Source organism: Ruminobacter amylophilus (genome assembly GCF_900115655.1).
GTDB lineage: Bacteria > Pseudomonadota > Gammaproteobacteria > Enterobacterales > Succinivibrionaceae > Ruminobacter > Ruminobacter amylophilus.
The window spans coordinates 1-12022 of the sequence record NZ_FOXF01000003.1 but is presented as its reverse complement, the minus strand read 5'-3'; the positions used below and the strand labels follow the sequence as shown (position 1 = coordinate 12022).

The 12022-nt window shown below is 42.6% G+C and carries 8 protein-coding genes, 6 tRNA genes and 1 pseudogene; 2 read left to right on the top strand and 13 right to left on the bottom strand.

Going from position 1 to position 12022, the window contains the following annotated elements; translation table 11 throughout:
- Positions 1-218 precede the first annotated feature (218 nt).
- From BMY80_RS01245 to BMY80_RS01220, 6 genes are all read right to left on the bottom strand, one after another.
- Positions 219-308: transfer RNA gene (locus BMY80_RS01245), tRNA-Leu, on the bottom strand.
- A 14-nt stretch (positions 309-322) separates the two neighbouring features.
- Positions 323-396, bottom strand: a tRNA-Cys gene (locus BMY80_RS01240).
- A 5-nt stretch (positions 397-401) separates the two neighbouring features.
- A tRNA-Gly gene (locus BMY80_RS01235) sits at positions 402-477 on the bottom strand.
- Positions 478-976: 499 nt separating this feature from the next.
- A tRNA-Leu gene (locus BMY80_RS01230) sits at positions 977-1066 on the bottom strand.
- 14 nt (positions 1067-1080) lie between these two features.
- Positions 1081-1154 (bottom strand) — tRNA-Cys (locus BMY80_RS01225).
- A gap of 5 nt (positions 1155-1159) precedes the next feature.
- Positions 1160-1235, bottom strand: a tRNA-Gly gene (locus BMY80_RS01220).
- Between the two features lie 544 nt (positions 1236-1779).
- Here BMY80_RS01220 and BMY80_RS01215 point away from each other — a divergent pair.
- Both BMY80_RS01215 and BMY80_RS01210 read left to right on the top strand, forming a co-directional pair.
- On the top strand, positions 1780-3336 hold the full coding sequence (locus BMY80_RS01215) for a hypothetical protein (protein ID WP_143066424.1): 1557 nt from the start codon (positions 1780-1782) through the stop codon (positions 3334-3336).
- A 326-nt stretch (positions 3337-3662) separates the two neighbouring features.
- Positions 3663-4361, top strand: coding sequence for a hypothetical protein (locus tag BMY80_RS01210; protein WP_093140158.1), 699 nt, complete (start codon positions 3663-3665; stop codon positions 4359-4361).
- 83 nt (positions 4362-4444) lie between these two features.
- Here the strand turns inward: BMY80_RS01210 and BMY80_RS01205 are convergent, their stop codons facing one another.
- From BMY80_RS01205 to BMY80_RS01175, 7 genes and pseudogenes are all read right to left on the bottom strand, one after another.
- The gene (locus tag BMY80_RS01205; RefSeq protein ID WP_093140155.1) at positions 4445-5521 is read right to left on the bottom strand and encodes a Gfo/Idh/MocA family protein; all 1077 of its coding nucleotides are present in this window, start codon (positions 5519-5521) and stop codon (positions 4445-4447) included.
- Positions 5522-5901: 380 nt separating this feature from the next.
- Positions 5902-6606, bottom strand: a complete 705-nt coding sequence (tsaB, locus tag BMY80_RS01200) for a tRNA (adenosine(37)-N6)-threonylcarbamoyltransferase complex dimerization subunit type 1 TsaB (protein ID WP_177178459.1) — start codon at positions 6604-6606, stop codon at positions 5902-5904.
- Positions 6607-6757: 151 nt separating this feature from the next.
- The gene (locus tag BMY80_RS01195) at positions 6758-9451 is read right to left on the bottom strand and encodes an ATP-dependent DNA helicase (RefSeq protein ID WP_093140149.1); all 2694 of its coding nucleotides are present in this window, start codon (positions 9449-9451) and stop codon (positions 6758-6760) included.
- Between the two features lie 92 nt (positions 9452-9543).
- Entirely contained in the window at positions 9544-9810 is a 267-nt protein-coding gene (locus BMY80_RS01190) for a hypothetical protein (RefSeq protein ID WP_093140147.1), read from the bottom strand.
- Between the two features lie 14 nt (positions 9811-9824).
- Entirely contained in the window at positions 9825-10103 is a 279-nt protein-coding gene (locus BMY80_RS01185; protein WP_093140144.1) for a hypothetical protein, read from the bottom strand.
- A gap of 219 nt (positions 10104-10322) precedes the next feature.
- Positions 10323-11294 carry a glucokinase gene (gene glk / locus BMY80_RS01180; RefSeq protein ID WP_031579587.1) on the bottom strand — a complete coding sequence of 324 codons (972 nt, stop codon included), beginning with the start codon at positions 11292-11294 and terminating at the stop codon, positions 10323-10325.
- Positions 11295-11748: 454 nt separating this feature from the next.
- A pseudogene (locus BMY80_RS01175) lies at positions 11749-12022 on the bottom strand (transposase); the annotation flags it as partial.

Below are 12022 nucleotides of genomic sequence, written 5' to 3'. Positions count from 1 at the left end.
GACTTTTCAAAGTATATCAGGACATACCGATAAAAAAAATTGATAAAGATTGTTAATATTAAAACATGTATAGTTTTTCGCATTTATGTTTTTTAGGTGAACAATCATGTCTGATTTTTAATCAGGAATAACTGCATGTTCATGAGGAAAAACAGAAACAATTCAGCAATAAAAATGACTATGATATGTACTGATGAAATTATGGATGATTTTCAAGATGGTGCCCGAGGCCAGAATCGAACTGGCACGGAAGTATAAGTTCCGAGGGATTTTAAATCCCTTGTGTCTACCGATTTCACCACTCGGGCACTGACACATTTGATGGAGGCGCGTTCCAGAGTCGGACTGGACTAGACGAATTTGCAATCCGCTGCATAACCGCTTTGCTAACGCGCCAAACTTGGAGCGGGAAACGAGGCTCGAACTCGCGACATCAACCTTGGCAAGGTTGCACTCTACCAACTGAGTTATTCCCGCACGTCCAGCATTGAGGACTCAACCTGTCGGCTGCATCTCCAAAAGACATGGTCATTATAGCTGAAAACTTTTCATTGTCAAAAAAAATATGCAGAATTTTTCAGAAAAAGTATTTTTCGTACAAAATACATACAGAAACAGCTGTTTATGCTTATAAAACAATCTCTGCATAACAGTCTGCCGGGCTTTCTTTTCCGTTTTCGGTTATCTCATGAAGAAGAATTGCTCACCGCCATGCATTCTTAAGTACAGAAAACAGCTTCAGGCTGTTCCGCTCTTTTGGACAAAAACAGAATCAGAAATATCGCACAGGTTATTAACTGACCGCCTAGAACCACTTTACCGGGCCGACAAGGTGTTTGCTGATACCGCATGTGATGAAATTTCGAAAAACGGAATGCGGAGTACAGAATTCTAATGGCACAGCTGACGTCGATAAAGAAAAATACAACGCAAGAATCTGTTCTTAGGGTGTCGGATGGAATAAGAAATTTTAAGATGGTGCCCGAGGCCAGAATCGAACTGGCACGGAAGTATAAGTTCCGAGGGATTTTAAATCCCTTGTGTCTACCGATTTCACCACTCGGGCACTGACACATTTGATGGAGGCGCGTTCCAGAGTCGGACTGGACTAGACGAATTTGCAATCCGCTGCATAACCGCTTTGCTAACGCGCCAAACTTGGAGCGGGAAACGAGGCTCGAACTCGCGACATCAACCTTGGCAAGGTTGCACTCTACCAACTGAGTTATTCCCGCATCTCAATGCTTTGCTCTCTGTCAGAGAACAAGGTGTATTATATAGAAAATTATTTTTCTGTCAAAAAAAAATTAAACATTTTTATCCGTTCATTCAAAATTTGAACTAAAAGTCTATAAAACAGCCTTTTTTACGTTATTTTGTTCTCTTTTTAAACATTTTATGCCTGGATATTGTTTAGAGATGCTTAAGGCGCCTTTATCACTGCAATGTTTTCACCTTTCAATATTACGATAAAACGTTTTTCTCAGTATTTTACCGGTTATTTTTTACACTGTATTAACACAACTATTTATAGACGATCACAAAACACATGACATATAATGCGTTTTTGTAATCTCAAAATTTATGTTTAATCCCTATTGAATTATAATTTAAGAACGGTTTCATAATTTTGTTACACGTGCCGTAAAGGATTATCGCCATGTAATTTATCAATCATGAAATCATTACAGCATAATCATTGCCACATTCATAAATCAGGAAGATGTAATAATAAAAATGTTCGGGGTAAATTTTCGGAAAACCTGCCAAGCAATAGCTGTGCTACTGGGACTTGTCTCAGGGGCTGTGCTCGGAAATGATTTTTCCGAAATCAATATTCAGATACCCAGTGACATCAACACATCATTCATGGGTGTATACGTTAATCACGCCCTTTCCTCAAAGCCTAAACAGGTTCTGTTCACAACCGCGGACATAATTCTTAATCCTATACCTTATGACACCCTTTCATCAGGTGTAACCTTCACACCTCCGAAAGTCTCCGGTAACGTCATGAAAATCAGGGAACAGTTCTACAGCAAGCCGTTTGTTGAGTTCATCGGCATAAAGGACGGCGGTGTGGCTAAATTTGACATGTCGGAAATATCTCCCGACCTGTCCGGCAGACTTATTGAATCAGGGGATGATTTTAACCTGGACAGCATTTCAAAAACAATGAATGAGGAATGCCGTAACCTGTACACTAAAAAATTCAGCATAAACGATCAGGATGTCATGTATTTCGGATGTTCCTCCCGCAATGCTGATTTTTTCGTGATTGTTCAGAATGATGATGAGAAACTCGGACAGACATACATGTATGCTTCCGAACCTCCGAAGAATTCTTCATCAAAGGACAAGCCTAACAGAAAAATATTCATAATCAATTATCTTGCAAGAGAACTGGTAAACTACAAGAATCCTGACACCACTCTCAGCAATCTGGTTATTCCGGAAGCAACTTTCAACGTTTTCCTTTCATCCTCTTTCGCCAAAAGAAGTCCTGAAGGTCAGTCTGAAGACCTGTCTGAGTCCCTTGCCAGTGATTTTGACATTCTTCATTCCAGAGCGGAAGACATCATGAAGGATTCACTTTTCAACAGAAAACTGCTGATATCCTCCAGAAAGAATAAATTCAAACAGGTAAAAATCAATTACGATACCGCAAACGTATCACTGTCTCTGTACAACGTTACGGAAAATTACTACGGCAACAATCTCATGACCATCAGTGACGACTCTCAGGAGCATGTGGCCGCCCTGACCCTTGTCACTCCTAAACTCATGGGAACCGAGTCCATGCAGAATCTGGCTGAAAAAATTGCCGAAGACAAGACCTGCATGGCACCGCACGAGATTACCCAGAAAGAAACCATGGGACTGCCTTCCATCATCATTGACTGTGACAACACTTTCGGCACAGACGAATTCACCAAATCTTATCTGGCAATAAATGTCTCATCACTCATGAATAATGACAGACATTCCGAAGCTGAAGACAGGATGAATGATTCCATCATGCTGGTAATGCTCCTCGGGGACAATACAGACAACGAAATTGAAGATATTGTGAATGCCGGACTCATGTACAACAATCTGAGATGGAATCCGACACTGAGCAACATGACTGAAATGGAAAAAGACTACATCATGACCATACCTAACGTCAGAATGTGGAACAACCTTCCTGAAGCGGAAAGGAACGAAGAAACATGGAACAGTTTTATTGCCGAAGCGGAAAAGGCCATAGCAGGACACCAGGATGCCACTCCGGAAGAGCTGCTGGAACTTATCAAGCAGTGCTCTTCCTCTCTGACATCAAACAAAAGCAAATAAAGCACACATTATTTGATTTTTATAATTAAATTCAAATAAAACAATTTTTTGCTAAAAAATTATATATAATAGAGATATTACTGATCATAAAAACAATTTAATCTGTATTTACGGAAACTTTGTATATAAATTATTGAGAGCCCTATCAAATGTAAAAATATTTCTAGAACTGGTTCAATAATTATTGTATAACTAGAAGAAAGAGGGTTTAGGATTATTCCTGACATATCATGTAGCCGGTCCGGCATAATGTTTTGTTCAGAACGGCAAGGCAACACCCCGTAAATCAGCAGTTTTAACTCTATCTTTATGAGGTCGTTTAAAGGATGTTTAGAAAATTAGCTCTTATTGCAGGCTTACTAACGGTTGTTTCCGTTGTATCATCACCTGTCTATGCCGGCAATAAATTCTATCGATGGGAAGACAGCAATGGAGCCATCCATTACTCTCCTACCAAGCCTTATGGCGTAAAAAGTATTGACGTAATTGACACGACCTTCTCAAGCAAGCAGCTGGAAGCCATTAAAAAGTCAAATCAGGAAAAGCAGGAACTCTACAATATTCAGAATCAGGACAGGCTGGCTCTGGAAAAGGAGTTACAGAGAAAACATGAAATTCAGCGTCTGCAGACCTGTGTGGATATAACTTTTGATAAGATGTCATATCAGAAGCGTCACATAGATGATAACAGCATCAAACAGAAGCTGGACTGTGAATACAAGTACAACAGAACCAAGCAGTCTGCAAAATACGATCAGTGTATTCTTCAGGTAGAAAGCGATCGTCTTAAAAACCTGAAAATTCTGGAACAGAGTGCAAACCACTGCTTCAACAACATCACCGATCAGTCCATGATTGACGAAGTCATGAAAAAGTATCGTGAAGCCCCTACCATCAAGGCTGACGACATGAGCATGATGAATCCTAATCAAGGTGATGAAGCTGATAATGACAAGCCCCAGAAGAAACTTCGCACTTCTTCAAAGAACAAGAACAAGAGCAAGGCAAAAGAAGAAAGCAAGTAGCCTGATTCCTGTACAGAATAAAAAAATCCCTTCGGGGATTTTTTTATTTCATCAGAGCTTAAACGGCTATTTCCGCAGGTGTTTTACACGTCACTGTAATTATTGGCCATTACTTCAGTTATTATACGAAAGACGGCCTTTGATTCCTTAAAATGATTCCTGTTACCGGCCATGCATGAATCGTATCCGTTTTCCTGAAGTTTTTCAAACTGAAGAATCTGCATGGCAAAATTGTATTCCGAATCATTCTCAAAAGTCTTTCTGCATATTCCTGACTCTTTGTCAAACCTTGAAGTCAGATCCCTTGCTTCCGGAGCATCACCGTTCATGCAGCAGTTATAGGACTGGGCATGAATAAAATCCCTGGCAAAATAAAAGCCGTTGGTTCCGCCGATATCAAGGACGCACGGAAGATTGGATACGTTGGAAATTGTTATGGTGACACTGACACCGAACCTGTTTCTCAGAATAATATGGGCATTTACACCTACATGGTATTCCCTGGATATGTCCAGATGGGAATTAACCACTTCAACATGGGTTCCAAGAAGAGATACCGCAGCTCCTATGGCATAACCGCCGAGGTTAAACAGCACCCCGTCTGAAAGATTGATCTTATATCTCAGAAAATCGTCTCTGACGAACTTCGGATTGGACTTTCCGAGACTGATGCAGACATTTGTGGGACGGCCTATATCTTCAAAGGATTCATGCCCTCTGATTACCTCGCCGAAACTGTTAAGAAGCGGAGATGTCAGTGTCGGATTGGCCTCCATAATTATTTTTTTGCTGTTTTTCAGACACTCGTGAATTTTTGCCAGTTCACTGATGGAACAGACCATCATCTGCTCAACAAGCACATTGCGATCATGAAGCATCGCCTCCGTGGCATAATTGCAGTGTGAATCATTGGATGTGGCTATATAGACATACGATGATTTCTCATATTCCCAGAAACTTGATATGCTGTCAAAAACCTTTGTCTGCCCCGTAAGACCGAATTCTTCAACCAGGGCGACAGCCTTGTCAGTATGATGACTGTAAATGGCAGTAATGGGACGATTCAACGCCTTATATATTTTTATGCGTTCACGTGACATGGCACCGGCACCTATAATTGCCACTCCATAACCATGTGAATCAGCGACTGAATCAGCCATATGCGTAACCACTACTATTTAAACACTCACAAATTCCACGGTCATTTTCATAATAGTTATCCAGACCGCGGAAATTATACAAACACTATCCCTGAGTATGCTTAAAGAATAAATCAAAAAAAAATAATTTGCATTATATCAGTATCACATTATTGATATGTATCACCTGTAATACCGTGTATTTTGAAGGAGTTGGAATTCTTTATCTCCGATAAGGCTTCATGCGTTCGAAAAATGCCTCATTCAGAGCCTGAAAACAGAGTTCCGCAGTGAATGCTTCATCACTGCAGAAGAAGAAAAAACTCCGTTAACGAACCTGACTGTCCGGTAGCGGAGTCTTGAATTACAACCTTGTATCAGGTTATGCAGTCATACGAGGTTTAAGCATGCTGCTCACTGACTTTTTTCCATGATACATTGTCCCTGAGATATACGGGAAGAACATTCTCAGGTTCTTCTCCCCTGCCGTCTGCAAAAGCTCCGGCTGCGAGCTCGGCTATTTCAACGGCATCAGGAAGATTATCAGATGCAGGAGAAACGTAACCGGCAAAGGATTCTGAAAGAACAGGATAAGTACCGAAGCCTGTGCCTACAGAAGTGAATTTCTTTCCTGAAAGAGTTCCGCTTATAAGTTCAACGGCTTTTTCCGGAGCTGTCACTGCCTCGGGAATCATGGCCTTCGGAACATTTTCGGAAATTTCGTAAATACCGAGATAGACTTCTCCCATTCTGGCGTCGATTGCAGATACCACGTATTGGGATCCGGTCTCCTTATGAGCCCGTAAAGCCATGGCTTCCAGATCCACAATACCGATTAAAGGCTTTTCGGCGCCGAAAGCCAGAGCCTGAGCCATACTTACACTTATGCGAACCCCGGTGAATGATCCCGGGCCTCTGCCGCAGGCTACGGCATCAAGATCTGAAAGCCTGAGTCCTGATTTTTTGAGCACGTCATCAATGTACGGCAGCAGCAGTCTGGTATGCCCCTGCGGAGACACGCTTCTTACAGCCTCAATTTTGCCATCCTGATACAGTGCAACACTGCAGCCTTCCGTTGCGGCATCAATTGCTAGAATTCTGGTCATATTTCCCCCATTCTGCATACATGCATTCAAAACCATCAGCACTCATTAAACTCGGTGTAGTATAAACCAAGCTTGAAATATCTTCCATAAAAACAGAAGGCACGAAACATCTTTACCATGTTCCGTGCCTGCGAACCTTCATGAAAAGACTCTATTCCTGACTGTCACCGTCATGCTTAAAATCATTTTCCATAAGATCCCTCACCACCTCTATCCTGTTGGTAATATTGAAATAGGACAGACTGTTCAGTATTCTTCCGGCATAACTCTTGTTGGCCGAGCTCAGAAGATCCTTTGAGCAGATGATAACGGCACCCTTATCGGTTTCTGTTCTGATGAGGCGGCCTACGCCCTGTTTAAGATCAATAATGGCGGAGGTGACATCCACCTTGTCAAAGGCATTCATTCCCTCACTTTCATATCTCATTCTGGTCATGAATTTATGAACTGTTTTCTGAGGGAACGGAATCTTATCAATAATAACGAGAGACAGTGCGTCACCCGGAATATCAACACCTTCCCAGAATGATTTTGTACCGATTAAAATCGCATTTCCGGCCTCCTTGAACTTGCTGATGAGACCGTTGTTTGTACTGTTTCTTTCCTGTTCCAGAACCTTGCGGGCAGTGGTAAAGCCGAATGACGTAAACTGATTTTTGCGCAAAGCCTCGGCGTAGCGGTGACAGGCATCATAGGAGGTAACCAGTATGAAAATACCGCCTCTGGTGGCATTAATTACCGGAGCCAGCATTTTTATGGTATTCATCGGACAGCTGTAAGGCAGATTCTTTGACTTGCTTTCATCATAATTACTGGTAAAGTTTGCCAGGTCTTCAGGAACGCACAGAATGGCATTATTCTTAAAGTTAAAAGGACTGTAAACCAGTCTGCATACGGTATTGTCACTGCTCAGTCCTATTCCGTAACGGAAGTTCTGGAAGTCCGTTTCCTTACCTGTTCCGCTTTCCGACTTTTTATCATAAATCAGATCCAGAGCCGGTGATGACGTGGCTCCGGTATCAATGGTGGCACTTGCAAAAATAAAACTGTGGAAACAGTCTTCCTTTGACAGGAAAAAGTTCTTGAATTCCATGCTCGGTCTGAACGGAGACTTGGTTATGGTAAAGCCGGTTTCCGCAACCTTGGTGTACCAGTAGTAATAGGCCGACGCCATCATCCCGGAGGTTCTGCAGGTATTTATATACTGTATTATTCCGCCTATGAAATTATAGGTGTCGACAAATATGTTCAGAACAGCCTCACCTTCCTCGGACACACTCTTGAGTTCCGAGGTTCTGCCGGCCTGGGTAAGAATAACTTTGGCACCTTCATTAAGACGGCTGACGGCCTTGTGTGCCATCCCCACTTTTTCTCCGAGCCTGTACAGCCCCTGAATGAACCTGTCGATATTAAGATCCATCAGAACGGCTTCCTCTGAACCGAAGGTTACCGTTGCTTCCTGTCTGTTCTTCTGCACGGAGGCACAGGTACTGATTCTGTATGCCTGTTTTTCATACTGAGGCAGCAGACTGCAGGAATCATCAGTATACATGTTATCGAGGTAGGAAAGGAATGAGTCCTTGTTTTTTCCATCGACAAAACGTTTCAGATCCGCCATGACCTTATCCACTTCGGAAAGAAGATCATGCTCGTACCTGATTACCGCATCCTGTTCATTATTGCCGGCCTCACCGTTATTATCGGCGGCAGTATCCCTGAGTTTACCCTCAACCAGCTTTTTACCGCCGGTTCTCTTCTTTTCCCTGCCGTTAAGATCCTTTTTAACCTTTTCATAAGGCTGACTTATAAAAACGGAGCTGATGGCCTCATTAAACGATTCAGTACCTATTTCGGCACTGAAAGCGTCTCTAAGAGTATCCTCAAACTTGTGTGCTTCGTCCACCACCACGATTCCCGCTTTCGGAAAGAGCATTTCGTCATTCTGAACGCCGTAGCACAGCAGAGACTGATTAAGCACCACAATCTGAGAAGTCTTGGCTTTCTTACGGGCAATGGAAAGGAAACAGTTTTCGGAAAAAGGACAGCTTTTCTTGTTGCAGAACGCCTTTTTGTATGCAAGGCGGTTCAGCTGAAGCACCTCCGGCTCAAAACCGCCGGTGGACATCATGTAGTTTTTGAATTCTTCTATTTCGCCTGTTCTGGCAGATTTAAGGTAGTTCTTAACCGTATTAACGATCTTTTTATTCTTCTGAATCTGTTCCCTGGTAAGACCGGCCTGGGCTTCATCAATCATGCCGGCAAACAGATCCTGCTGAGCGGGAATTTCCTCATGAGAAGAACCTCCTGAGTCCGCCTCGTCGCTGCTTTTAGGAGGTTCAGGGACGCTGAAAGCTCTGCTCATGCCTTTAAGACATATGTAGTTTGAAGCGCCTTTCAGAACAGATACGGAACACGAAACACCGAGAACGGACTTGAGAAATTTAATGTCCTTATTGAAAAGCTGATCCTGCAGGGCCTTGGAATAGGTTGAGATAAGCGCTTTTCTGCCTGAAAGAAGGATAGGCACCAGATACGCAAAGGTTTTACCTACGCCGGTACCCGCTTCAACAACCAGATTGTGTCGATCGTAGATGGCTTTCAGAACTTCCTTGGCCATTTCAACCTGTCCGGGTCTTATCTTGTATCCTTCCTTTTCCGAAAGAGGCCCCTTGTTGTCAAAAACCCGGGTCACCTCGTCTTCAGAAGTCAGCTCACTGGTTTCAGCCTCTGTGTTTTCTTCAGGTTCGTCGTTTCCGCTGGTCTTAAAGAAGGTAGGCATGCCGCTGCCGTTAAAAGGAGAACTATGCCCGTCAAATTCAAATGGTGATGGCATTGAATCTTTCATTTATAACGAATCCTTCTTTAAAACAAAAACCCGACGGCAGAAATTCTGAACATGAACATTTAAGCCTGCCTGTCACAACCTGAAACAAACTGTTACTTTTTATCCTGAGCTCTGAAGTAAGCCCTTGCGGCCAGATATATAAGAATTCCGCCAAAGACTATGGCGTACTTCGGCTGGAGATTAACCAGCTTCCACAAATAACTCCAGTGGTCTATTCTTTCAGGCTCTTTCAGAAAACCGAAGACAATGGAGGCCGCGCCGACAGTAACCGGAATAATCACGCATCTTACGTAATATCCGGTACCGAATGCTGAACTGCCGTTCATTTTTTCCTTTTCGGAATCTTTTGCTTCACTCATAATCAATCCGTACTTTACTCTTCGCAGTCCGAGTCATATCTGTCAAGGTCCGCATAGGGATCCCTTTCAGGATTCCCCGGTTCAGCAGACTGTCCCTTGTAGCACATAACATGCCTCATGCCTTCCACGGTGTAGTTTGCAGCCAGGGCGGCAAGTGCGAAAAAAATAACAATATACCAGTCTGATAAAAAGATCAAGGACACCAATAAAAAAATTATAGCTATAACCAATAAAAATACTCTTAACTTTAGATTTACGGCATTTTTATTCTTAAAATCGCTTTTGGCACTCATTTATCGCATCCCTTATAAACATACGACACGGATCCGTTTCTTCTTATCCGCAACTGAAATTATATCCGGAATATGTCTTTTCGTGTAAGACAGTCTCTGCTGACAATCCGTTATTTTTACGCTTATTACAAATAAGGCCGGAACATTGTTCCGACCCTATTGGCATAAATTGAACTTTAACACGATTCAGCAGAGAATATTCATCTCCGTAAAAAACCGTTAGAGCTTATAGCCGAGTTCCTGTCTTAAGTATGCACCGGCACCGATTAAACCGGTGTATGCATTGGTGATAACGTATACAGGGATTGCAGAAAGGTAGTTCTTGAATCTGCCCTTGTCTTCAAAAGCAACACGGAAACCAGAGTTCTTGAAGAACTGGAGGAAGCGAGGAACAATACCGCCGGAAATGTAAACACCGCCGAAAGCACCGATGTTGAGAGCGAGGTTACCGCCGAAACGACCCATCATCACACAGAACAGATTGAGTGCTCTGTGACAGTCGGTATCAGGGTCTTCGAGTAAGGCACGACCGGTTACGTCCTTAGGTTCAAGATCTTCAGGAATACGGTTGTCTGAAAGAACAATCGCACGATAGATGTTAACAAGACCCATGCCTGAAAGAAGTCTTTCGCATGATACGTGACCTACTTCTTCACGGAGAACAGACAGTAGGATATCTTCTTCAGGGCTGTTTGGTCCGAAGTCTACGTGACCGCCTTCACCCGGAACGCTGTACCAGGTATTGTTGAAATTAAACAGATGAGCAACACCGAGACCGGTACCTGCACCGTATACTGCTACAGGCTTGGTCTTGTCAGGTTCACCGCCGCCGAGCTTAACCATGTCCTTTTCATCAAGAACGGGGATAGCCATTGACTGGGCAGTGAAGTCGTTGATTACTGACAGTTTTTCAAGACCGAGATTGGTACGCATTTCAGAAATTGAGAATTCCCATGGATTGTTGGTCATGGAAACATGATCACCGGTAATAGGACAGGCGATGGCAATGCAGGCCTGCTTGATATTCTTGTCCGTGTGATCGGCGATGTATGACTTGAGCACACCTTCCAGACTTTCATTTTCCACAGCTGAGTACACTACGGTATCCTGAATTTCTCCATTTTCAAGATTACATAATGCAATACGAGCATTGGTACCGCCCACGTCACCGACTAAAGCAAAACCTGACATAAAAACTCCTAAGTCTCTTTGAACTTTTCTAAAACATTCTGTATGTAAACATGTGATATTCAGACTTCCGGACCGGAATCCGCCCGCAGGTCTGAACATAAAAATAATAAAGAGTATTATATATTTTATGATGTTGCATGACAACCTGAAAGGAAGATAATTACATCAAAAGAATCCCCGCCTGCTCAATATTTCCTGGACGCATTCAGACATCTTTACAAAATCAGGCCTCAGGTGTCCTGAAATCCCATAAAACTCTGCGAAAACCTGTAAAAACCCGTCCTCTGACACTTTATGAACTTAAAGTTAAACGGCTTTATTTTTCAGTGATTTATGATAGATGTAGTATTTTTAAACAATTTTTAAACGATCTTGTGCCAAAATTCAGTTATTTAATTGAAAACGTTATCACGTTAAGTTAAATAAAAGTTTCACAATTCTACGGACTATACCTCTAATTTTCAGTGTTTTGTGAAACTATAACCTTTCTTGGTCTCCCCCTCGGTCTACGAGGTGTTGTTTCGGACTGTTCTTTTACCTTGGGCTTTCTTCCTCTTTTCTTTGGTTCAGGTTTTGCTGCAGGAACTGAAAGTCCCAATTTTTCTAATGTTTCCATCACTGTATTGAGGGTGTGAACCCAGTATCCGTCATCTGATGATGCCGGTACATTTAAAGGCGCATCAGTCATTCTCCATGCGGATGACAGATCATCCATCATTTCGCCGTAT